A 22009-nucleotide genomic window follows, 5' to 3' on the forward strand; every position below is an offset into this window, starting at 1 on the left:
GGTGTGCCGGTCGTGCCGGCTGTGAGGTGCATTGATGGCGGGTCACGATTCCGGTAATGCAAGGCGCGGGCGTGCGTCATTCGGCGCATTCGTCCGCAAGCCGGTCGAGCGCGACGCTGTCGCGAACGCCGGTGAGGCTGCCGAGCAAGGTAGTCTCGATACGACGCAAGCTTGGCCCGACGATGCCGTCGAGGTCGGGGCGGTCGTCGACGCCTACGGCCTGAAGGGCTGGGTCAAGGTGGCGACGCATGCCGATGCCGGTCGCGGCGGCGATGCGCTGCTCAACGCGCGTCGCTGGTGGCTGGAGCGCGGTGCGGAGCGGCTTTCCGTCCGCATCATGCAGTCGAAGACGCACAGCGACACTGTCGTTGCGCAACCCGCGGGCGTCAGCGACCGCGATGCTGCGCTTGCCATGCGCGGCTTTCGCGTGTTCGTGCGCCGGGAGGATTTCCCGGCACTGGCCGCGGACGAATTCTATTGGGTCGACCTGATCGGTCTCGAAGTCGTCAACGAGCAATCGGTGGCGCTCGGGAAGGTGAGCGGGATGATCGACAACGGCGTGCATTCGATCATGCGTGTCGAGTATCCGGCGACCGGCAAAGACGGTCAGCCGACCATCGACGAGCGGTTGATTCCGTTTGTCGGCGTATACGTCAAAACGGTGGATCAGGCGGCGCGTCGTATCGTCGTCGACTGGGAAGCCGATTACTGAAATGAACCAGGTTACCGAGAGCGCGGTGCAGTTCGACGTCGTCACGCTCTTTCCCGAGATGTTTCGCGCGCTGACCGACTGGGGAATCACCAGCCGGGCCGTCAAGCAAGGGCGCTTCGGGCTGCGCACCTGGAACCCGCGTGATTTCACGACGGACAACTACCGCACGGTCGACGATCGTCCGTACGGCGGCGGTCCGGGCATGGTGATGCTGGCCAGGCCGCTCGAAGCTGCGATCGATGCCGCGAAAGCGGCGCAGGCGGAGCAGGGCATCGCGAGCACGCGCGTCGTGATGATGTCGCCGCAGGGCGCGCCGCTCACGCACGATCGTGCGGTGCGGATGGCGCAGGAGCCAGGTGTCGTCGTGCTGTGCGGCCGCTATGAAGCGATCGACCAGCGTCTGCTCGACCGGTGCGTCGACGAGGAAATCAGCCTCGGCGATTTCGTGCTGTCGGGCGGCGAACTGCCGGCGATGGCGATGATGGATGCGGTCGTGCGGCTGCTGCCCGGCGTGCTGAACGATTCGCTGTCGGCCGTGCAGGACAGTTTCGCCGATGGCCTGCTCGATTGTCCGCACTACACGCGCCCCGAGGAGTATGACGGCGTGCGCGTGCCGGACGTGCTGCTCGGCGGGCATCATGCCGAGATCGAGCGGTGGCGGCGGCAGGAAGCATTGAGGAATACGTTGCGGAAGCGGCCGGACCTGATCGTCCGGGCGCGCCGCGAGAAGTTGCTGAGCCGGGCCGACGAGGCGTGGCTTGCGAACCTCGCACGCGAAGCGAAGAACGCCTCCTGAGGCGGCTGCGCGAGCGGGAATTGGCGGTGTCGTGCATGCGTGCGCGGCGCCTGATGTGAATCCATCCTCTATCGGGGCCAGGCCTGGAAGCAGGCGGGTGCCAACGCCGACAAGATGGCATAAGGAGTCAGTAATGAATCTGATCGCAAAACTTGAGCAGGAAGAAATCGAGCGCGCGCTCGCCGGCAAGACGATCCCCGATTTCGCCCCGGGCGACACGGTGATCGTGAACGTGAACGTGGTTGAAGGTACCCGCAAGCGCGTTCAGGCTTACGAAGGCGTCGTGATCGCGATTCGCAGCCGTGGTCTGAACTCGAACTTCATCGTCCGCAAGATCTCGTCGGGCGAAGGCGTCGAGCGTACGTTCCAGACGTACTCGCCGCTGCTGGCAAGCATCGTCGTGAAGCGTCGCGGCGATGTGCGTCGTGCGAAGCTGTACTACCTGCGCGAGCGTTCGGGCAAGTCGGCTCGTATCAAGGAAAAGCTGGTGTCGAAGGATCGCGCCGCAGCAGCTTCCCAAGAGTAAGAGCTGTAAGGAAAAAGCACCCAACCGGGTGCTTTTTTCATTCTGGCGCGACAATATGCTCGATACGACACGACCCCGAGAGCCCCATTGAATCGCCGCCCCATCATCGATCCCGAAGTCCTGCCGGTCGAAGGCACCGGCGCCGGCCTGCCTGTCATCGATCCCCGCCTGATGACGCCGTCCGGCTTGCGCGAACGTTTCGCGCGCACGCTTGAATGGAGCGTCGAGCCCGGCGAAGCGAGGCTGCAGGAAGGCGTCGATCCGCGGAGCGCGGCCGTCCTCATGCCGCTCGTTGTTCGCGAGTCGGGCCTCACCGTGCTGCTGACCCAGCGCGCCGACCACCTGAACGACCACGCCGGACAGATCAGCTTCCCCGGCGGCCGTCGCGAACCGTTCGATCGCGATGCCACGGCCACCGCGTTGCGCGAGGCGAAGGAAGAGATCGGGCTGGCCGCGGAGCGCGTCGAGATTCTCGGTGCGCTGCCCGACTACCTGACCGGCACGGGTTTCTGCGTGACGCCGGTGGTCGGCCTCGTGCATCCGCCGTTCACCGTGCAGGCCGACACGTTCGAAGTCGCCGAGATTTTCGAAGTGCCGCTCGCGTTCCTGATGAATCCCGCGAACCACCAGGTCCGCGTGTTCCGCTGGGAAGGCGGCGAGCGTCGTTTTTTTGCGATGCCTTATCCGAATGGCGAACCGGCCGGGCATTACTTCATCTGGGGCGCAACTGCCGCCATGTTTCGCAATCTCTACCGCTTCTTGGCCGCCGGCTAGGTGCATGCACCGGCCGGCGCGCGCCGCCGGCCGCCGGGCGACCGCGCCGGCAGCCATGCGGGGCTTACGCTGTGCTATCGTTATGCAAAAAATGACATAACTCCGAAGACGGCGCCACGCATGACTTTCTTTTCGGTTCTCCTCGCCCTCATCATCGAACAGGTCCGCGCGTTATCACCGAGCAATCCGGTGTTTGCGCTGTTCCAGTTTCATGCGGAAACCGTCGCGCATGGCCTCGACGCCGGCAAGCAGAAGCACGGCATCCTCGCATGGCTCGCGGTCGTGCTGCCGTGGGTGCTGATCGTCGCGCTGATCTATTTCCTGCTGTTCAAGGTGAGCTTCGTGCTCGCGTTCCTGTGGAACGTCGTCGTCGTGTATTTCACGCTCGGCTTCCGCCAGTTCAGCCATTACTTCACCGATATCCACCTCGCGCTCAACAACGACGACGTGCCGCGTGCGCGCGAAATCCTCCACGAGTGGACGGGCATCGACACGGTCGACATGCCGGTCGGTGAAATCGTCCGCCACACGCTGATCCACGCGGTTGTCGCATCGCACCGCCACGTGTTCGGCGTGTTCTTCTGGTATGTGCTGCCGATCGGCCCGGCCGGCGCCGTGCTGTACCGGATTTCCGAATACCTCGCGCGCACCTGGTCGACGCCGGGCGACGACCGCACGGCTGCGTTCTCGACGTTCGCGCAGCGCGCGTTCTTCGTGATCGACTGGATTCCCGCGCGTCTGACGGCGCTCGGCTTCGCGATCGTCGGCAATTTCGAGGATGCGATCTACGCGTGGCGCAATCACACGCGCCAGTGGCCCGACCCGAACGACGGCGTGCTGCTCGCAGCCGGCAGCGGCGCGCTCGGCGCGCGTCTCGCGGGGCCGCTCGCGGAGCCGTCGAGCCTCGATGCGCTGGCGGTCGGCGACAGCGGTCCTTTGACGGTCGGTGACGATTGCACGCCGCGAACGCTGCAGTCGGCGGTCGGCCTTGTCTGGCGCGCGGTGATCCTGTGGATGATCCTGCTGCTGATGCTGACGCTCGCCGTCTGGGTGTCGTGACGGAGCACCGCAATACCCGATGAAAGAACAAGGCCGGCTTGATGCCGGCCTTGTTGCTGTGGGGTCAGTCGTCGAGCGGATCGCGCACGGCGCCGCATTGCCAGCACGCGGTGAACTGCGCTTCGAGCGCTTCGCCGCACTGCCGGCAGCGCCACGGCGCTGCGCCGGCCGACGGGCCGTGCGACGCGGCGTCGAGGAGCCGGCGGGCGAGCGCGTCGTCGCGTTCGTCGTCGAGCCACAGTTCGGGCGTGCACGCATCGGCCGGCAGGCCGCCGAGCGCGCCCGTCGCGTAGCAGTTATGCAGCTCGCAACCGATGCCGGCCACCTGAAGCACGTTGGCCCAATGCTGCGCGGTCGCGAGATCGGGTGCCTTGAAACGCATCGCGGCTCCTGTCGGTGAAGGCGGGCCCGCAGCGTGCCGGCCGGCGCCGCGCGCGTTCCGCGCGCTCAGCGGACGATCTGGCTCGCTTCGTGCACGAGCTGCGCGTACAGCGCGTGCCGCGTCGGTGCGATGCGGCCATCGGCGACGGCGTCGAGAATCGCGCAGCCGGGCTCGTGCAGATGATGACAATTATAGAAACGGCAGTCCGCGAGTAGCGGACGGAACTCCGGAAACGCACGTTCGAGGCGGCCTTCGGTCAGGTGGTAGAGGCCGAATTCCTGGAAGCCCGGCGAATCGATCAGTGCGCCGCCGCCTTCCAGCGGGTAGAGGCGCGTGAACGTCGTCGTGTGGCGGCCGCTGTTGAGCGCGGCCGAAATCTCGCGCGTGGCGGCCTCGGCGTCGGGCACGAGCAGGTTCACGAGCGTCGATTTGCCCATCCCGGACTGACCGAGCAGGATCGTCGAATGTCCGGCGAGGTGCGGCATCAGTTGCGCACGCGCGTCGTCGGGCGAACCTTTCACCGACAGCTCGAGCACGTCGTAGCCGAGCGCACGGTAGGGGGCGAGGCGTTCGCGCGCGACCGGCAGTGCGGCCTCGACGTCGATCTTGTTCAGCACGACGAGCGGCTTCAGCTCGTTCGCCTCGGCGGCGATCAGCGCGCGGCCGAGCAGATCTTCGCTGAAATAGGGCTCGGTCGCGAGCACGATCAGCAACTGGTCGAGGTTGGCCGCGAACAGCTTCGACTTGAACTGGTCGGAACGGTACAGCAGGTTGCGTCGTTCGCCGATCTCGACGATCACGCCCTGGTCGGCCGATGCGAGTTCGTACACGACGCGGTCGCCGACCGCGATGTCGCTCTTCTTGCCGCGCGGGAAGCACTGCAGCATCGGACCGCCGTCGTCGGGTGCGACGATGTAGTGGCGCCCGTGCGCCGCGATCACGCGGCCTTCGGCCCGTTGCGCGTTCGACGCGCGCGGGGCCGGCTTGCGGGAAGTCGGGCGGCTCATGCGTGTTGCAGCAGGCGGTCGATCCGCTGCGACGCAGGCGGATGCGAGTAGTAGAAGGCCGTGTAGACGGGGTCGGGCGTCAGCGTCGACGCGTTGTCCTCGTACAGCTTCACGAGCGCGCTGACGAGATCCTGCGCGTCGGTCTGGCTGGCCGCGAACGCATCGGCCTCGAATTCGTGCTTGCGCGACGTCAGGCTGCTGAACGGCGTCGCGAAGAACAGGAACACCGGAATCGCGAGGAAGAACAGCACGAGCGCCGCGCCCGCGTTGCTGGTGTCGAGCGACGGTATGACGCCGAGCCCGGTGTAGAACCACGTGCGTTGCGCGAGCCAGCCGAGCAGCGCGAGCAGCACGAGGCTCAGCACGAACGACACGAGCATGCGCTTCATCACGTGGCGGCGCTTGAAATGGCCGAGTTCGTGCGCGAGCACGGCCTCGATTTCCTGGCCGGACAGGCGCGCGAGCAGCGTGTCGAAGAAGACGATCCGCTTCGATGCGCCGAAGCCCGTGAAATACGCGTTGCCGTGCGCGGAGCGGCGGCTGCCGTCCATCACGAACAGCCCCTTCGCCGCGAAACCGCAGCGCTTCATCAGCGATTCGATGCGCGAGCGCAGCGCGTCGTCCTTCAGCGGCTCGAACTTGTTGAAGATCGGCGCGATGAAGGTCGGGTAGATCAGCAGCACGAGCATCTGGAACGCGACCCAGACGATCCAGGTCCACAGCCACCACAGGCTGCCGGCCTGGTTCATCAGCCACAGCACGACGAACAGCAGCGGCAGGCCGAGGGCCGCGCCGAGCAGCGAGTTTTTCAGCATGTCGGTGAAGAACAGCCGTTTCGTCATCCGGTTGAAGCCGAATCGCTGCTCGATCCCGAACTGGCGGTAGTACTCGAACGGGATGTCGATCACGCTGGTGATCACGAGCACCGCGGCGACGAGCGCGACCTGCTGCCCGTAGCCGCGCCCGAGCCAGCCGGTCAGCAGCGTGTCGAGCGCACCGACGCCGCCGAGCAGCGTGAGGCCGACCAGCACGGCTGCGCTGACGACGATTTCGAGCATCGTCAGCCGGGTGCGCTCGACCGTATAGTCGGCCGCGCGCTGGTGGGCGGTCAGCGGGATGGTCGCGCTGAACTGCGCGGGCACGCCGTTGCGGTGCGCCGCGACGAAGCGGATCTGCCGCGACGCGAGCCACAGCTTGGTGACGACCATCGCGAGTACGGCGATCGCGAACAGCAGGGTGAACGAAAAGGGTGACATCGAAGGCGCCAAAGGGTTCTATGCGAGAATTATATGTTCTTGCGGACCGGCCCCGCTGATGCGATGCCGCCCGCCCGGGCGGCGCCGCGCGCCGTCCGCCATTTTCCAGGATGACTCATGACCGATACCGCCGCTTCCGCCAGCCAGCCCGCGCTCGTGCGCAACGAGTTGAACCTCGTCTGGCTCGACATGGAGATGACGGGCCTCGACCCGGATAACGACCGCATCATCGAGATCGCGGTCGTCGTGACCAATTCCACGCTCGACATCGCGGTCGAAGGCCCGGTGTTCGCGATCCACCAGAGCGACGAAACGCTTGCGAAGATGGACGACTGGAACAAGTCGACGCACGGCCGCTCGGGCCTGATCGACCGCGTGCGCGCGTCGACGGTGACCGAGGCGGAAGCCGCCGCGCAGCTGCAGGCGTTCCTCGCGCAGTACGTGTCGCCGGGCAAGTCGCCGATGTGCGGCAACTCGATCTGCCAGGACCGCCGCTTCATGGCGCGCTGGATGCCGGAATTCGAGCGGTTCTTCCACTACCGCAATCTCGACGTCAGCACGCTCAAGGAGCTGTGCCGCCGCTGGCAGCCCGCGATCTACAAGGGTTTCCAGAAGCGTGCGATGCACACGGCGCTCGCGGACATCCACGAGTCGATCGACGAGCTGAAGTATTACCGCGAGCATTTCCTGATTCCGGCCGCATCGGCGCCGGCAGGCGAGTCCGCGCCGGCCGCCTGAGCGGGCCGGCACGCGCTCAACGCGGCGCGCGCTGCGCGCTTTTCGGCCGGAACGCCGCGACCACCGCGGCGTCGGTCTCGATGTACGGGCCGCCGATCAGGTCGATGCAGTAGGGCACCGCGGCGAAGATGCCGGGCACGGTCGACTTGCCGTCGGCATCGCGCAGCCCTTCGAGCGTTTCCCGGATCGACTTCGGCTGGCCGGGCAGGTTGATGATCAGCGCCGCATGGTCGGCCGTCTCGCGGATCACCGCGACCTGCCGCGACAGGATCGCGGTCGGCACGAAATTCAGGCTGATCTGCCGCATCTGCTCGCCGAATCCCGGCATTTCCTTCGTCGCCACGGCCAGCGTGGCCTCGGGCGTCACGTCACGGCGCGCGGGGCCCGTGCCGCCGGTCGTCAGCACGAGGTCGCACCCCGCGACGTCGACGAGCTCGGCGAGCGTGGCGGAAATCGTCGGCGCATCGTCCTGGATCAAGCGCGTTTCGGCCCGCCACGGCGAAACCAGCGTGCCGGCGAGCCACTCCTGCAGTGCCGGAATGCCCTTGTCTTCGTAGACGCCCGTGCTCGCGCGGTCGCTGATCGACACGAGGCCGACGACCAGCTCGTCCGGGTGGTTACGCTTCGTCGTCATGGTCGTCTTCGGTGTCGTCCGGCGCCTCGTCACCCGCATCGGGCGTGCCGCTTGCGGTCTTGATCCACTGGAACAGCTCGCGGAAATAGCGCGGCGGCTTGCCTTGCTGCGCTTCCTTGCGTGCGTTGCGGATCAGCGTGCGGCCTTCCTGGATATCCGCTTCCGGGTGCTGGCGCAGGAAGTCGGTCAGTGCGTCGTCGTTGGCGAGCAACTGGTCGCGCGTGCGCTCGATCCAGTGCAGGCGGGCCGTCGCGGCCTTGTTCACGCCGCGTTGTGCGTCGAGTGCGGTGCGCAGCGCGGCCGTTTCGTCGTCGGTCAGCGAGCGCATCACGCGGCCGACGTACTGGAGCTGGCGGCGCTTGCCTTCGTGATCGGTGATCCGGCGTGCCTCGCGAACGGCATCCGAGAGACTTTCGGGCATCGGCATGCGCTTGAGGGCGTCTTTCGGCAGATCGACGAGCGCCTGGCCGAGCACCTGCAGCTCGTGCATCTCGCGCTTCAACTGGGATTTGCTGGGGCGATCGTAGCCGTTGTCGTCGTCCTCGACGGCATGCTCGATCGGCTGGATTCGGGTTTTGCGTGTCATAGGCGGCATTGTATCGCGGCGCGGACACCCCAAGCTTGTCGGTGCGCGGCCCCGGACCTTGCTATGATCGCGGGATACGCAACATTTTGACCATGCGGGCGCCCGCCCGCCACCGGATACCAAGACGATGGCAGCCAATCTCGACGTACAAGCGCGCTATTTCCCGCACACGCAGGACCAGCTCAAAGAAATCGCGTCGGACATCCTTCGCCATGCGAAGGCGCTCGGCGCGTCGGACGCCGCGACCGAAATCTCCGAAGGCGACGGCCTGTCGGTGTCGGTGCGCCGCGGCGAAGTCGAAACGATCGAACACAACCGCGACAAGATGGTCGGCGTGACCGTGTTCATCGGCAAGAAGCGCGGCAACGCGAGCACGTCCGATTTCTCGCCGGCCGCGATCAAGGATACCGTCGCCGCCGCGTACAACATCGCGCGCTTCACGGCCGAGGACGAAGCAGCCGGTCTCGCCGAGGCCGAACTGCTCGAAACCGACCCGCGCGATCTCGACCTGTACCACCCGTGGGCGCTGACGGCCGACGAGGCCGTCGAGCTCGCCCGCCGCGCGGAAGACGCCGCCTTCGCGGTCAGCCCGCAGATCCGCAATTCGGAAGGCGCGAGCGTGTCGGCGCAGCATTCGCAGTTCGTGCTCGCGACGTCGCGCGGCTTCCTGTCCGGCTACCCGTACTCGCGCCACTACATCGCGTGCGCGCCGATCGCGGGCAGCGGCCGTCACATGCAGCGCGACGACTGGTATTCGTCGAAGCGCAGCGCGATCGATCTCGCGGCGCCCGAAGCGGTCGGCCGTTACGCGGCCGAGCGTGCGCTCGCACGGATGGGCGCACGCCGTCTCGACACCCGCAAGGTGCCCGTGCTGTTCGAGGCGCCGCTCGCGGCGGGCCTGCTCGGCGCATTCGTGCAGGCCGTGAGCGGCGGCGCGCTGTACCGCAAGACGTCGTTCCTCGTCGACAGCCTCGGCAAGCCGGTGTTCGCACCGCACATCCAGGTCGTCGAGGATCCGCACGTGCCGCGCGCGATGGGCAGCGCACCGTTCGACGAGGAAGGCGTGCGTACGCGCGCGCGCAGCGTCGTGAAGGACGGTGTCGTCGAAGGCTACTTCCTGTCGACCTATTCGGCACGCAAGCTCGGCACGCAAACCACCGGTAACGCGGGCGGTTCGCACAACCTCGCGCTGCGCAGCTCGAGCACGCAGGCCGGAGACGATTTCGACGCCATGCTGAAGAAGCTCGGCACGGGCCTGCTGCTGACCGAGCTGATGGGGCAGGGCGTGAACTACGTGACGGGCGACTATTCGCGCGGCGCGGCGGGTTTCTGGGTGGAGAACGGCGTGATCCAGTATCCGGTCGAGGAAATCACCGTCGCGAGCACGCTGCAGGAAATGTTCCGGCACATCGTCGCGATCGGCGCCGATTCGATCGTGCGCGGTACGAAGGAAACGGGCTCGGTGCTGATCGAGCAGATGACGATCGCGGGGCAGTAAGCGACGCGCGGCGTCAGCCGCCATCCAGCGAAAAAGCCCGACCGGCTCAAGCCGGTCGGGCTTTTTTCATCGTGCGTGACTGCGAAACGCGTCAGCCGCGCTTGCGCGCGTAGACGACGAACGCATAGCCGAACGTATTCGGCGCGGCGGCCTGATGCGCATCGCGCGACACTTCCTGCCAGTGTGCGGCGTCGGGCGCGGGGAACGACGCGTCGCCGTCGAAGTCGGCATCGATCTCGGTGACGACCAGCTTGTCGGCCAGCGTGAGGCCTTCCGCATACAGTTGCGCGCCGCCGATCAGGAATGCCTCGGGCACATCGTCTTGCGCGGCCAGCGCCAGTGCATCGGCAAGCGACGTGACCGTGTCGCAGCCGTCGAAGCGGCGCGTGGCGTCGCGCGTGACGACGATATTGCGGCGGCCCGGCAGCGGCCGGCCGATCGATTCGTGGGTCTTGCGGCCCATTACGATCGGCGCGCCCATCGTCGTGCGCTTGAAGAATGCGAGATCCTCGGGAAGTTTCCAGGGCAACTGGTTGTCGCGGCCGATGATGCCGTTGCGGGCACGCGCGACGATCAGGGTCAACGTCGTCATGAAGGTCTGGGAACAGGGAAAACGGAATGGCGCCGATTCTACCGGAACGGCGGCGCGTGCCGGATTCCGCGCACACGCGCATCGGCTTGCCTGCGCTGCGCGCCGCGACGCGTCATGTCATGCGTCGCGGCGGCGATCCGAATAAAAAGAGTGCCCGCCGGGGGACGGAGCACAAAAACGTGTCGCGTGCGAGATCGGCGATGCCGTTCCGGCCGATGACATCCGGCCTGGTTCGATCGTCAATTCAGTACGTCATCCTTATTGATTTTTCCGGTGCAGCCTCACTGACGTGTATTGCCCTGAGCATTGCCTTCCATCGCATGCTGCATGTCGCCCGGTTGCGGTACCGGAAGCGGCATCGGCAACTGGGGCGGCGGCGGGATCTCGTCCCACAGCGTCACGGAAGCCTTGCCGGCCGGCAGCGGTTGCGGTGCCGACACGGTCACGATGCCGAACCCGTTGCCGTGCTGCATGCTCGGCGCGATATCGGCGAGCAGCATGGCGCGATCCGGCTGCGCGGCTTCGTCCGCGCGGGCCGGCGCAGGCGGGCCGGCGGCCGTGAGCGCAAGCGCCAACGGCACGAAAGAAAGTAAAAGATGTTTGCGCATGATGGCCGTCTCCGATCGTTTGCGTATTCAGCGAAATACATGCCATCGTGCCGGGATCGTTGTCGCCATTGCGATTCGCGCTCAAGCGTTGCGAATTGTGGCTGAAAACGCCTGAAAATGTTTCAGGCCTGAAACGAAGGGGGTCGGGAATACTGCGGATTCAATCGGCGCGCTTCAAGGATGAAAATCGGCCCGTGTGTTGATGAAGGCTCCTTCGCTGCGCAAGTGCTATGTGCAGATGATTGACCTGCATCGACCTGTTGAGCGATCGGGCCGCATCGCCATCGGCACTGAAACGGGTTTGTCGTATTCGGTGCCTATAACTAAGCTGTCTTGATCAAAAAGAACTGGACGCGAGATAAGCGCCATCATGCGAGGCTTTGTCGTTGCCGCGCATCGGCATGGCGAATCGAGCCACCTCTGGCTGACCCGATTCGATCCTTTTTCACGTGACTTGACGTGTGCGGCAATCGTTAGACGGTTGATGAACGGGGTGAGCATATGGGAGCCGATCAGCGGCACGTGATCTACTATTCGCGCGAACCGAACGACGCGTTGCGCGGTCATTTCGACGAATGCGGCTGGAGCGTCGATCTCGCGGAGACCGTGCGCGATGTGCGGCGCGTCGTGCAGCATGGTGTCGCCACGGCCGGCCTGCTCGATTTCTCGCCGGGCTTCAAGCCGTCGGATCTGCGCGAACTCGAAACCTGCCTGAGCATCCAGCACATCGGCTGGATCGCGGCGACGCGGCGCGGCCAGTTGCAGGACGCGACGCTGCGCCATCTCATTCGCGATTATTGCTTCGACTACGTGACGATGCCCTACGAAACGTCGCGGATCGTCGAGACCGTCGGTCATGCGCACGGCATGGTCGCGCTGACCGATCCCGTCGCGCCGCCCGTCGGCGCCGGACGCAGCGAAGGCGAGATGGTCGGCACCTGCGACGCGATGCTCGGGCTGTTCAGGACGATCCGTCGCGTCGCGGCGACCGACGCACCCGTGTTCATCTCCGGCGAATCGGGCACCGGCAAGGAGCTGACGGCGGTCGCGATTCACGAGCGTTCGTCGCGCGCCCAGGCGTCATTCATCGCGATCAATTGCGGCGCGATTCCGTCGACGCTGCTGCAGGCCGAACTGTTCGGCTATGAACGCGGCGCGTTCACCGGTGCGAACCAGCGCAAGATCGGCCGCGTCGAGGCCGCCAACGGCGGCACGCTGTTTCTCGACGAGATCGGCGATCTGCCGCTCGAAAGCCAGGCGAGCCTGTTGCGTTTCCTGCAGGAAGGCAAGATCGAACGGCTCGGCGCGCACGTGTCGGTGCCCGTCGATGTGCGCGTGATCTGCGCGACGCACGTGGACATGGAGACGGCGTTGCGTGAAGGGCGCTTCCGCGAGGACCTGTACCATCGCCTGTGCGTGCTGAAGATCGAGGAGCCGCCGCTGCGCGCGCGCGGCAAGGACATCGAGGTGCTCGCGCGGCACATGCTCGAGCGTTTCAAGGGCGATGCGCATCGTCGCCTGCGCGGTTTTTCCCCTGACGCGGTCGCGTCGCTGTACGGCTATTCGTGGCCGGGCAACGTGCGCGAACTGATCAACCGCGTGCGCCGCGCGATCGTGATGTCGGAGGGCCGGATGATCACCGCGGCCGATCTCGAGCTGAACGACTTCGCGACGCTCGCGCCCGTGTCGTTGCTGGAGGCGCGGGAAGCGGCCGAACGGCAGGTGATCGAGCAGGCGCTGCTGCGCCACCGCGGCCGGTTCGCGGATGCCGCGCGCGAGCTTGGCGTGTCGCGCGTGACGCTCTATCGGCTGATGTGTGCGCACGGGATGCGCGATCGCGGCGACACGCTGGCAGGGTTTTCGGCGCCGTTGCCGGAGCTTCCTCACCACGCTTGCTAAAATTGGCGGGTACGGCCGCCCTCGCGGCCGAAGGAACCCGCATGAAACAGTATCTCGATCTCGTTCGTACCATTCTCGATACCGGCACCTGGCAGGAAAATCGCACGGGGATCCGCACCATCAGCATGCCGGGCGCGATGCTGCGCTTCGACCTGCAGCAAGGCTTTCCGGCCGTGACGACCAAGAAGCTCGCGTTCAAGTCCGCGATCGGCGAGCTGGTCGGCTTCCTGCGCGCGTCGCGCAGCGCGGCCGATTTCCGTGCGCTCGGCTGCAAGGTGTGGGATGCGAACGCGAACGAGAACGCGCAGTGGCTCGCGAACCCGTATCGCCAGGGCGTCGACGATCTCGGCGACGTGTACGGCGTGCAATGGCGCCAGTGGCCGGGCTACAAGGTGCTCGACGCGGGTGCCGACGCGCAGATCGCCGATGCGACGCGCCGCGGCTACCGGATCGTCACCCGTTTCGACGAAGACGGTGCGCCGAAGGTACTGCTGTACAAGGCGATCGACCAGTTGCGCCAGTGCCTGGACACGATCATGGAGAACCCGTCCGACCGTCGCATTCTGTTTCACGCGTGGAATCCGGCCGTGCTCGACCAGATCGCGCTGCCCGCATGCCATCTGCTGTACCAGTTCCTGCCGAACGCAACGAAGCGCGAAATCTCGCTGTGCCTGTATATCCGCAGCAATGACGTCGGCCTCGGCACGCCGTTCAACCTGACGGAAGGGGCCGCGCTGCTGGCGCTCGTTGGCCGGCTGACGGGCTACACGCCGCGCTGGTTCACGTATTTCATCGGCGACGCGCACATCTACGAGAACCAGCTCGACATGCTGCAACAGCAGCTCACGCGCGAGCCGTACGAAAGCCCGCAGCTCGAGATTGCCGAGCGCGTGCCCGACTACGCGAAGACGGGCATCTATGCGCCCGAATGGCTGGAGCAGATCGAGCCGTCCGATTTCTCGCTGGTCGGCTACCGTCACCATGAGCCGCTGACCGCGCCGATGGCGGTCTGAGCGCACGCCCGGGGCGTGCGGTTTCATCGATCCGCACCCCGATAAAAAAGGCCCGACCGGCTGATACCGGGCGGGCCTTTTTGTTTCACATTTGCGGCACTTACTGGCGATGCCGCTCATCGTGACCGCCTGGCGGCGGCGAGTTGCCCGGGTGCGGCGCCTCGACGTGCGGCGCCGGTTGCGGCCGCGGTTCCATGCGAGGGGCGGGCATCGACGGGCGCGGTTCCATACGGGGTGCCGGTTGCGGTCGCGGCTCCATACGTGGCGCGGGTTGTGGCCGAGGTTCCGTACGCGGCATCTGCGGTTGCGGACGCGGCATGTCGTGCACGGCGGGGGCCGGCGGGCGGTACTCGTTCACGCGCGGCGGAGCGACATCGCGATGCGGCGCCGGTTGCGCGAAGTCGGGATGCGGCGGCTGCGCCGGGATGGCTCGTTCCGGTTGCGGTTGCGCGTGCTGGGCCGGTGTCTGGAAATCGGGGCGCGGACGCGGCTGCGAAAGCTGCGCCGTGTTGTCGATCCTCGGTTGCGGCAGCGCGCGCGGCGCTTCGTTCCGGCCGCCGGGCGGCATGCCTTCTTGAGCCGCTACGCCGCCCGGATGCGGCACGGCCGCGCTGCGCACGGGCGGCAGCGCATTCTGGCCTGCCGCGTGCAGCGCGGTCGGCGGGGCGGGGCGCTGACGTTCCATCGGCGTGTGCGGCTGCATCCATGCGGGTGACGGCGCGTCGGCTGCGTGCGCGTTGCCGATGCCCGACGGCATGTTGTTCGCTACCGGCGGATGCGGGACGCCGTTGCCTGGCGCGAATGCCTGATGCGGCATCGGGTTGCCGGGGGCCTGAGGCAAGCCGCCGTTGGCGAAACGCGGCGCGCCGGGGTTTTCGCCGTTCGCCGGCCGTCCGGCATTCGGCACGCCCGGCACCGGTGCACCCGGCCGCCCGGCCTGCACGGCGGCCGGCTGACCTTCGCGCGGCGCGCGCGACGGCTGCACGACGGGGCCGTGCGGATTCACGAGCTGCACGTTGTGCATCGCCCACGCGCCGCCGCCGGGATTGCCCGGCACGCGAACCGGGCGTGCCCGGTAGTCGGCCGGCACGCTCGTCTTCACGACAGGTGCGCCGGCGCCCGGCACGCGTCCGCCCTGGTGCGCGAGGCGGGCAGCGGCCTGGTCGCGATACGCGGCCGGCACGGCGGGGTTGCGCGTCGCGACATACGGGTGCTGCGCGATCGCCGCCGGCGGACGGTAGCTGGCGTTGCGCAGCCCGCCGGTAAAGCTCTGGCGTACCGGAGCGATGCCGGGCGTGCCCGGCGTGACGTGCGCGTTGCGCCATTGCTGCGGATCGACGTGCTGCGAGAAGTGCGCGACCGGCTGGCCATGCACGAACGCGGAGGCTGGGACGGCCGTGATCGCGTGCGGTGCGCGGAAGTTCACGTACGTCTTGTTGACGTTGGTGATGTTGGTGATGTTCGTCACGTTCACGGTCTTGTTCACGTTGACGTTGTTCACCACGATGTTGCGATTGACGCGGTCGTAGTAATGCGGACTCCAGCCGCCCCAGCCCGGGTGCCACGGTTCGCCGGGGCCGAGCGCGAACCACGCGCAACCGGCCGCGGCGACGCCGCCGACCGTGAGCGCGACGCTCCAGTCGGGACCGCCGCCACCACCCACGAACGCGACGAGCGCCGGTGCATAGACGGGCGGCTGGCTGACGACCATCGGGCCCGGCACCCATGCCCAGCTATCGTCCACGTAGGCCCAGCGGCCGTAGTGATACGGCGCGAAGCCCCACGGTTGGTCGTCGACCCAGGTCCAGCCCCACGGCGCCTGCCAGATCCAGTGACCGTCGTGATACGGCGCCCAGTCGGCCGGCGTGTCGTTCGGCACCCAGACCGAGCCGTAATTCGGGGTTTCGCGCCACGTGCCGTTCGCGTCGAGATCCTGGTAACCGGGCACGTCACGCGACACGTAGCGGGCCGACACCGAGCGCTCTTCGGCCGCGTCGCGGCTGGCGGCCCATTGGTCGAGCGGGTCGGGGCCCGGCGCCGCCGATTGCTGCGCGACCTGCAGGTCGGTGCCCGTGAACACGACCTGCTGCCCGGGCGACAGCGGGTACTGCCCGTTGCTGCCGTACACGGTCGCGCTGCCGCTGCGTACCGTCACGGTCGTGCTCGCGCCGTTCGGCGCGACGTCGACGCGATAGTCGCCGGGGCCCGTGATGCCGAGCGCGAGGTTCGGCGTATCGATTTCGTACGATCCGCCGGCAGGCAGGGCGCGCACGTGCGTCGAGACGGTGCCGAGGCCGACTTTCAACTGCGTCGTCGTGTCGTCGAGATTGAGTACCGACAGGCTCGTCGATTCGCCGAGCCGCACCGCGGACGAGCCGATGTGCAGTTCCGAGCGCGCGCCGGCATCGTTCCAGAGCTGGTCGCCGGTCGTGAGCGGCCGGTTCACGGCCGCATACGACCACGTATCGCTGCCGGCCGGTTCGGTCGTGACGGCACCCGACAGGTAGTTGAGCCGCGCGACGCGGCTGGGCGGGTCGCCGCCCGGTTGCCGTGCAGCGGCCGCGTACTGAGGGGCCGCGGCCGATTGCGCGAATGCGGGCGGTAGTGCCGCAAGCGCGGCGAACGCGAGCAGCGTGCAGCGGGCGGTTCGCTTGAGCGTGAACTGGGTGGCCATGGTGAGCGTGATCGTCGTTGTCGCGGCGCGTCGATTCGTGCCGTTGAATTCACAATATCCGCTTGGCCTGTTTCAATGCTCGGTGTTTTGTAAGTCGGATGGCACGCGATGTAACAAAACCTGTCCATCGCGTGCCGTTGTCGTAGAGACGCAATGCAGGCGTCAAGCGGACGTAAGCCACCCTTCGAAAACCTGCTGGCCGGGCACCGTGACGCGCAGCACGCGCGGCCGCGCGGAGCGCTCGATCCAGCCGTTTTCACAGAAGCTCTCGAGTAGCGCCGCGCCGAGCGCGCCGCCGAGATGCGAGCGCCGCTCGCTCCAGTCGAGGCAGCCGCACGCGAAGCGGCGCCGGCGCGTGCGCTGCTGCGCGACGTCGATGCCCCATTGCGCAAGGGCCTGCGTGCCCAGCTCGGTGGCTTCGATCGCGTCGCCGTCCGCGAGCAGCCAGCCGCGCGCGGTGAGCCCGTCGAAAATGCGCACCGCAAGTTCGCCGGCCATGTGGTCGTAGCAGGTGCGCGCGTAGCGCAGTTCGGCCGGGACCGTGCGCGACGGCGGCGGAACCGGGCGGTGCGGTGCGGCTGCGCGGGCGACGTTCGCGAGCGCTTCGAGCGACGCCGCGATGTCGGCCGACGCGATGCGGTAATAGCGGTGCCGGCCGCGCACGTCGAGGGCGAGCAGGCCGCCTTCGGTCAGGCGCGCGAGGTGTGCGCTGGCCGCGGACGGCGACAGCCCCGCGATCATCGTCAATTCGCCGGCCGGCCGTGCGCTGCCGTCCATCAGCACCCACAGCATCGCGGCGCGCCCGGGATCGGCGATCAGTGCGCCGATGCGGCTCAGGCCCGGAAAGTGGTGGTCGTCTTGGTCGGTCATCGTCGTGTCTCGTCAGCCCGGATGATTGGCAGTGTAGTCGGTGCGGGCATTCGATGTTTCGCTTCCGGATGAAATGTCGGATGCAGCGATGCCGTCTCGGCGGCGGGCCGGACTGCGGCCCGTTGCAGGGCGCGCGTAGAATGGCCTGACGCGGCGGCAGCGGGCCGCCGCACGGGACACGATGCAACGATGAAGACGATTTTCTGTGTATTGGCAGCCGCGCTCGTCTGCGCGGCCTGTGCGCAGGGCGGCGCGGGCGCCACCGGCGGGCAGGGCGGCAGTATCGAGATGTACGGGACGATCGACCAGGGCATCACGGTGCGCCGCTGATCGGAGCCGGTCAGCGGGCGTGTCGGGCATGGCCGCCACAGCCGCGCCACACGGGGTTTGCCGCGACGCGTTGCCGCAGTGCAACGTATAATGGCCCGATTACAGCGCCCCTGCCGCCTGGAGCCAGAACGATGTCCCAACCGTCCCCCGTGCCGGCCGCCCTCGACCGCACCGAAACCGTATTCCGCTTCCTTGCCGAGCCTTCGTCCGTGAACTTCGGCGGCAAGGTGCATGGCGGCGCGCTGATGAAGTGGATCGACGAGGTCGCGTATGCGTGCGCGGCCGTCTGGTCGAGCCGCTATTGCGTGACGGTCAGCGTCGGCAACATCCGTTTCCAGCGTCCGATCCTCGTCGGCAATCTGGTCGAGTTGAAGGCGCGCGTCGTGGCGACGGGCCGCACCAGCATGCACATCCATGTGTCCGTGCACGCCGGCGATCCGAAGGGCGGCGTGCTGCGCCAGACGACCGATTGCCTGGTCGTGTTCGTCGCGGTCGACGAGAACGGCAACCCGGTGCCGGTGCCGCCGTTCGTGCCCGAGACCGACGAGCAGAAGGTGCTCGCGAAATATGCGGCCGACGTGCGGGCCGCGCTCGACAAGATCGTCGAGATGAAACCGGAAGAGGTCGCGAAGGGCGCGGTCTGACCGCGACGGGCGCCGCGCTCGACGCGCCGCGCCCGCTGTCCTGCCTTTACTGCGTCCCGATCATCTGTTCGGGGCGTACCCACGCATCGAATTCCGCCTCGGTCAGATAGCCGAGCGCGAGTGCGGCCGCTTTCAGCGTCGTGCCTTCCTTGTGCGCCTTCTTCGCAATCTGGGCGGACTTGTCGTAGCCGATGTGCGGATTGAGCGCCGTCACGAGCATCAGCGATTCGTTCAGCAGCAGGTCGATCCGCGAACGGTTCGGCTCGATGCCGACCGCACAGTGATCGTTGAAGCTCTGCGCGCCGTCGGCGAGCAGCCGCACCGACTGCAGCACGTTGTGCGCGATCATCGGCCGGAACACGTTCAGTTCGAAATTGCCGCTCGCGCCGCCGACGTTGACCGCGACGTCGTTGCCGAACACCTGGCAGCACAGCATCGTCACGGCTTCCGACTGCGTCGGGTTCACCTTGCCCGGCATGATCGAGCTGCCCGGCTCGTTCTCCGGAATCGACAGTTCGCCGAGCCCGCAGCGCGGCCCGCTCGCGAGCCAGCGCACGTCGTTGGCGATCTTCATCAGGCCGGCCGCAACCGTCTTCAGTGCACCGTGCGCGAACACCAGCGCGTCGGCGGCCGCCATCACCTCGAACTTGCTCGGCGCCGTCACGAACGGCAGCTTCGCGAGCCGGCCGATTTCGTCGGCGACACGCACTGCGAACTCCGGATGCGCATTCAGCCCGGTGCCGACCGCAGTGCCGCCGAGCGCGAGCTCGTACAGGTGCGGCAGCGCCGATTCGACGTGACGGATGCTCTGGTCGAGCTGCGCGACGTAGCCGGAAAATTCCTGGCCGAGCGTGAGCGGCGTCGCGTCCTGCAGGTGCGTGCGGCCGATCTTCACGATGTCGGCGAACGCCTTCGACTTCGCGTCGAGCGTCGTGCGCAGCGTGCGCAGCGCCGGCAGCAGGTGGTTGACGATCGCGTACGCGGCCGCGACGTGCATCGCGGTCGGGAACACGTCGTTCGACGACTGGCCGCGGTTCACGTCGTCGTTCGGATGCACCTTGCGCGCTTCGCCGCGCTCGCCGCCCATCAGCTCGCTCGCGCGGTTCGCAATCACCTCGTTGAGGTTCATGTTGGTCTGCGTGCCGGAGCCCGTCTGCCACACCGCGAGCGGGAATTCGCGCGGATGCTTGCCGGCGATGATCTCGTCGGCCGCGTCGATGATCGCGCGCGCCTTGTCGTCGGCGAGCACGCCGAGCGACTGGTTCACGGCTGCCGCGGCGCGCTTGACGATCGCCAGCGCGTGGATCAGCTCGGGCGACTGCTTCTCGGTCGAGATCCGGAAATTCTGCAGCGAGCGCTCGGTTTGCGCGCCCCAAAGTCGGTCGGCCGGCACGGCGATTTCGCCGAACGTATCGCGTTCCATCCGAACTGCTTCGTTCATGATGCACTCCTCCTGGAAAGGGGAAAGGCCGCGCGTCGTCGCGCGGCATCAGACGTATCGTGAGGCAGTCGCGCCGCTCGCGCGGCGTCTCGAGGTGTTCAACCGACAAGCATAGCGCCGGCCGCGATTTCGCGTCGTGTCGCGCCTAGTGCGCCGCCGCAATGAGCGACGCGGTCTTGCGGTGAAAGCGCCATGCCATCAGCGCGGCGACGCTCGCGAGGCCGGCCGCGAGCCCCCACCACAGGCCGCGCGCGCCGAGGCCCGCGTGGAACGCGAACCAGTAGCCGGTCGGAAAGCCGATGCCCCAGTAGCCGAAGGTTGCGGCGAGCATCGGAATGCGCGTGTCCTTCAGGCCGCGCAGCGCACCCGACGCGACGGTCTGCATCCCGTCGACGATCTGGAACACCGCGGCGATGCCGAGCAGCGACGCGCCGAGCGACACCGTGGCCGCGTTGGCCGGGTCGTCGAGGTGCAGGTACAGGCCGACGATCGTATGCGGCGCGACGATCATCACGACGCCCGACAGCGACATGAACGCGACGCCGAGCGCGAGTGCGACGAAGCCCGCGTGCCGTGCGGCGACGGGTGAGCCCGCACCGACCCAGTAGCCGACGCGCACGTTGGCGGCCTGGCCGATCGCGAGCGGCACCATGAACGACACCGACGCGACGTTCAGCGCGATCTGGTGCGCGGCGAGCGACGTCGCGCCCAGCACGCCGACCGTGAGGCCGGTGGCGAGGAACAGCGTCGATTCGACCCCGTACGTGATCGCGACAGGCCAGCCGATGCCGATCAGTTCGCCCATCATGGGCAGCTTCGGGCGCGACGCAGTCACGAAATGGCGGAAGCGCTGCCGGCCGTGCAGCAGCCAGATGAGTGCGAGCGCGGTGAGCCAGATCGTGATCGTCGTCGCGACCGCCGAACCGAGAAAGCCGAGGCGCGGCAGCCCGAATGCGCCGTGGATCAGCCCGTAGTTCAGCACGCCGTTGACGCCGACGCCGCCGATCGACACCCACAGCAGCCGCTTTGCGGCGCCGATCGCCGGCAGGAATGCACGCATCAGCCCGACGCCGATCAGGCTGCCGAGCGCCGCGTAGCGCAGGATCCCCGTGTATTCGCCGACGTGATGCGCGAGCAGCGGCGGCTCGTGGAACATCAGCAGGATCGTTTCGGACAGCGACAGCGCGACGATCGCCGGAATCGCGAGCAGCACGGACAGTGCGAAGCCGGTCCAGTAGATGTGCGGCACGCGGTGCTCGGCCTGCGCGCCGCGCGCATGCGCGACGCTCACGCTGACCGACGACAGCACGCCTTGCAGGATGGTCACGATGACGAAGAAGAAGTTCGCGCCGAGCCCGCCCGCCGCGAGCGAATCGGGGCCGAGCGAACCGAGCAGCACCGTGTCGGTGACGCTCATCGCCATCTGCGAAAGTTGCGCGATCGCGAGCGGCGCGGCGAGGCGCGCGGTATCGGCGGCGTGACTGGATAGCGACGGCGGCGCAGCGACCGTCCGCGTAAGACCGGAATGCGACATGGAATGGGCGCTCGCGCGGGTGCGGGCCCGCGCTGTATGTATTTATTTTGAGAGACGCTTAGCTTACGGCTTTATTCAAACCGTGTCGAACGCGTGCGCCGATGGCCATGTCGCGGACAGGGGGAACGACGCGAGTGCTAGGCCTCGCGCACCGCGATGCGCGTGTCGCCAAGCAGCACGACCTGGCCCGCGCGGATCTTGCAGGTCTTGCGCAGCTCGACCGCGCCGTCGACTTTCACCGCGCCGGACGCGACGATCAGCTTCGCGGTGCCGCCGCTGTCCGCGAGGCCGGTGATCTTGAGAAGGTTGTGCAGCTCGACGTATTCGCCGGTCAGCGTGAAATCCAGGTTGGGCATGACGAAGAAGGTGCGCAAGGCGCGGGAGGAAACGCTCCGCATCATACGGCACCGCGGCCCGGCACGCGAGCGCGGGCCGC

At 67.3% G+C, this 22009-nt stretch carries 23 protein-coding genes; 11 read left to right on the forward strand and 12 right to left on the reverse strand.

Annotation, left to right across the window (positions count from 1 at the left end; genetic code table 11):
• Nucleotides 1–34 precede the first annotated feature (34 nt).
• From rimM to OHZ10_RS05325, 5 genes are all read left to right on the forward strand, one after another.
• A complete protein-coding gene (gene rimM, locus OHZ10_RS05305) occupies nucleotides 35–712 on the forward strand; it encodes a ribosome maturation factor RimM (protein ID WP_342703865.1) in 678 nt (225 codons plus the stop codon).
• Between the two features lies 1 nt (nucleotide 713).
• On the forward strand, nucleotides 714–1508 hold the full coding sequence (gene trmD, locus OHZ10_RS05310) for a tRNA (guanosine(37)-N1)-methyltransferase TrmD (protein WP_043181891.1): 795 nt from the start codon (nucleotides 714–716) through the stop codon (nucleotides 1506–1508).
• A 133-nt stretch (nucleotides 1509–1641) separates the two neighbouring features.
• Complete coding sequence (rplS, locus tag OHZ10_RS05315) at nucleotides 1642–2034, forward strand: 50S ribosomal protein L19 (protein WP_059235450.1); 393 nt, start codon at nucleotides 1642–1644, stop codon at nucleotides 2032–2034.
• A gap of 87 nt (nucleotides 2035–2121) precedes the next feature.
• Nucleotides 2122–2808 (forward strand): CoA pyrophosphatase, encoded by a 687-nt coding sequence (locus OHZ10_RS05320; RefSeq protein ID WP_059235448.1) that lies wholly within the window; start codon nucleotides 2122–2124, stop codon nucleotides 2806–2808.
• Between the two features lie 120 nt (nucleotides 2809–2928).
• Nucleotides 2929–3867 carry a CobD/CbiB family protein gene (locus tag OHZ10_RS05325; protein ID WP_059236850.1) on the forward strand — a complete coding sequence of 313 codons (939 nt, stop codon included), beginning with the start codon at nucleotides 2929–2931 and terminating at the stop codon, nucleotides 3865–3867.
• Nucleotides 3868–3931: 64 nt separating this feature from the next.
• On the opposite strand, the gene OHZ10_RS05330 is transcribed toward OHZ10_RS05325, so the two are convergent.
• The 3 genes from OHZ10_RS05330 to OHZ10_RS05340 form a co-directional block, all read right to left on the reverse strand.
• Nucleotides 3932–4249 (reverse strand): putative signal transducing protein, encoded by a 318-nt coding sequence (locus tag OHZ10_RS05330; RefSeq protein WP_011351362.1) that lies wholly within the window; start codon nucleotides 4247–4249, stop codon nucleotides 3932–3934.
• Nucleotides 4250–4314: 65 nt separating this feature from the next.
• Nucleotides 4315–5256, reverse strand: coding sequence for a ribosome small subunit-dependent GTPase A (gene rsgA / locus OHZ10_RS05335; RefSeq protein WP_059235446.1), 942 nt, complete (start codon nucleotides 5254–5256; stop codon nucleotides 4315–4317).
• Nucleotides 5253–6512, reverse strand: a complete 1260-nt coding sequence (locus OHZ10_RS05340) for a M48 family metallopeptidase (protein ID WP_059235444.1) — start codon at nucleotides 6510–6512, stop codon at nucleotides 5253–5255. Before OHZ10_RS05340 ends, rsgA begins: the two co-directional genes overlap by 4 nt.
• Nucleotides 6513–6629: 117 nt before the next feature.
• On the opposite strand from OHZ10_RS05340, the gene orn reads away from it, so the two are divergent.
• The gene (gene orn / locus OHZ10_RS05345) at nucleotides 6630–7250 is read left to right on the forward strand and encodes an oligoribonuclease (RefSeq protein WP_049030222.1); all 621 of its coding nucleotides are present in this window, start codon (nucleotides 6630–6632) and stop codon (nucleotides 7248–7250) included.
• 16 nt (nucleotides 7251–7266) lie between these two features.
• Here orn and mog read toward each other — a convergent pair whose 3' ends face one another.
• Both mog and yjgA read right to left on the reverse strand, forming a co-directional pair.
• The gene (gene mog / locus OHZ10_RS05350) at nucleotides 7267–7884 is read right to left on the reverse strand and encodes a molybdopterin adenylyltransferase (RefSeq protein WP_174993476.1); all 618 of its coding nucleotides are present in this window, start codon (nucleotides 7882–7884) and stop codon (nucleotides 7267–7269) included.
• The gene (gene yjgA, locus OHZ10_RS05355; RefSeq protein WP_320205732.1) at nucleotides 7868–8470 is read right to left on the reverse strand and encodes a ribosome biogenesis factor YjgA; all 603 of its coding nucleotides are present in this window, start codon (nucleotides 8468–8470) and stop codon (nucleotides 7868–7870) included. Before yjgA ends, mog begins: the two co-directional genes overlap by 17 nt.
• 127 nt (nucleotides 8471–8597) lie before the next feature.
• Between yjgA and pmbA the strand changes: the two genes are divergently transcribed.
• Complete coding sequence (gene pmbA / locus OHZ10_RS05360) at nucleotides 8598–9968, forward strand: metalloprotease PmbA (protein WP_059235437.1); 1371 nt, start codon at nucleotides 8598–8600, stop codon at nucleotides 9966–9968.
• Nucleotides 9969–10059: 91 nt separating this feature from the next.
• Here the strand turns inward: pmbA and OHZ10_RS05365 are convergent, their stop codons facing one another.
• Together OHZ10_RS05365 and OHZ10_RS05370 are read right to left on the reverse strand one after the other, a co-directional pair.
• Nucleotides 10060–10560 carry a dihydrofolate reductase gene (locus OHZ10_RS05365; protein ID WP_059235435.1) on the reverse strand — a complete coding sequence of 167 codons (501 nt, stop codon included), beginning with the start codon at nucleotides 10558–10560 and terminating at the stop codon, nucleotides 10060–10062.
• A 281-nt stretch (nucleotides 10561–10841) separates the two neighbouring features.
• Nucleotides 10842–11168, reverse strand: a complete 327-nt coding sequence (locus tag OHZ10_RS05370; protein ID WP_174993478.1) for a hypothetical protein — start codon at nucleotides 11166–11168, stop codon at nucleotides 10842–10844.
• 501 nt (nucleotides 11169–11669) lie between these two features.
• Here OHZ10_RS05370 and OHZ10_RS05375 point away from each other — a divergent pair.
• Both OHZ10_RS05375 and OHZ10_RS05380 read left to right on the forward strand, forming a co-directional pair.
• A complete protein-coding gene (locus OHZ10_RS05375) occupies nucleotides 11670–13067 on the forward strand; it encodes a sigma-54 dependent transcriptional regulator (RefSeq protein WP_059235431.1) in 1398 nt (465 codons plus the stop codon).
• Nucleotides 13068–13108: 41 nt separating this feature from the next.
• Nucleotides 13109–14080 (forward strand): thymidylate synthase, encoded by a 972-nt coding sequence (locus OHZ10_RS05380; RefSeq protein WP_342703869.1) that lies wholly within the window; start codon nucleotides 13109–13111, stop codon nucleotides 14078–14080.
• A 100-nt stretch (nucleotides 14081–14180) separates the two neighbouring features.
• Here OHZ10_RS05380 and OHZ10_RS05385 read toward each other — a convergent pair whose 3' ends face one another.
• On the reverse strand, nucleotides 14181–16754 hold the full coding sequence (locus OHZ10_RS05385) for a DUF6600 domain-containing protein (RefSeq protein WP_342703870.1): 2574 nt from the start codon (nucleotides 16752–16754) through the stop codon (nucleotides 14181–14183).
• Between the two features lie 162 nt (nucleotides 16755–16916).
• Complete coding sequence (locus OHZ10_RS05390; RefSeq protein WP_059235428.1) at nucleotides 16917–17624, reverse strand: ArsR/SmtB family transcription factor; 708 nt, start codon at nucleotides 17622–17624, stop codon at nucleotides 16917–16919.
• A 189-nt stretch (nucleotides 17625–17813) separates the two neighbouring features.
• Here OHZ10_RS05390 and OHZ10_RS05395 point away from each other — a divergent pair, with 189 nt between their 5' ends.
• Nucleotides 17814–17954 carry a hypothetical protein gene (locus OHZ10_RS05395; RefSeq protein WP_174993482.1) on the forward strand — a complete coding sequence of 47 codons (141 nt, stop codon included), beginning with the start codon at nucleotides 17814–17816 and terminating at the stop codon, nucleotides 17952–17954.
• A 131-nt stretch (nucleotides 17955–18085) separates the two neighbouring features.
• On the forward strand, nucleotides 18086–18598 hold the full coding sequence (locus OHZ10_RS05400) for an acyl-CoA thioesterase (protein ID WP_012328135.1): 513 nt from the start codon (nucleotides 18086–18088) through the stop codon (nucleotides 18596–18598).
• A gap of 46 nt (nucleotides 18599–18644) precedes the next feature.
• Here OHZ10_RS05400 and fumC read toward each other — a convergent pair whose 3' ends face one another.
• From fumC to OHZ10_RS05415, 3 genes are all read right to left on the reverse strand, one after another.
• Nucleotides 18645–20039: a class II fumarate hydratase gene (fumC, locus tag OHZ10_RS05405; RefSeq protein WP_059235426.1), complete on the reverse strand. Its 1395-nt coding sequence runs from the start codon at nucleotides 20037–20039 to the stop codon at nucleotides 18645–18647.
• Nucleotides 20040–20184: 145 nt separating this feature from the next.
• Nucleotides 20185–21573, reverse strand: a complete 1389-nt coding sequence (norM, locus tag OHZ10_RS05410; RefSeq protein WP_059235424.1) for a multidrug efflux MATE transporter NorM — start codon at nucleotides 21571–21573, stop codon at nucleotides 20185–20187.
• 137 nt (nucleotides 21574–21710) lie between these two features.
• Nucleotides 21711–21929, reverse strand: coding sequence for an RNA-binding S4 domain-containing protein (locus OHZ10_RS05415; RefSeq protein WP_006486208.1), 219 nt, complete (start codon nucleotides 21927–21929; stop codon nucleotides 21711–21713).
• Nucleotides 21930–22009: the final 80 nt, after the last annotated feature.

The organism is Burkholderia arboris (assembly GCF_038723655.1).
GTDB lineage: Bacteria > Pseudomonadota > Gammaproteobacteria > Burkholderiales > Burkholderiaceae > Burkholderia > Burkholderia arboris.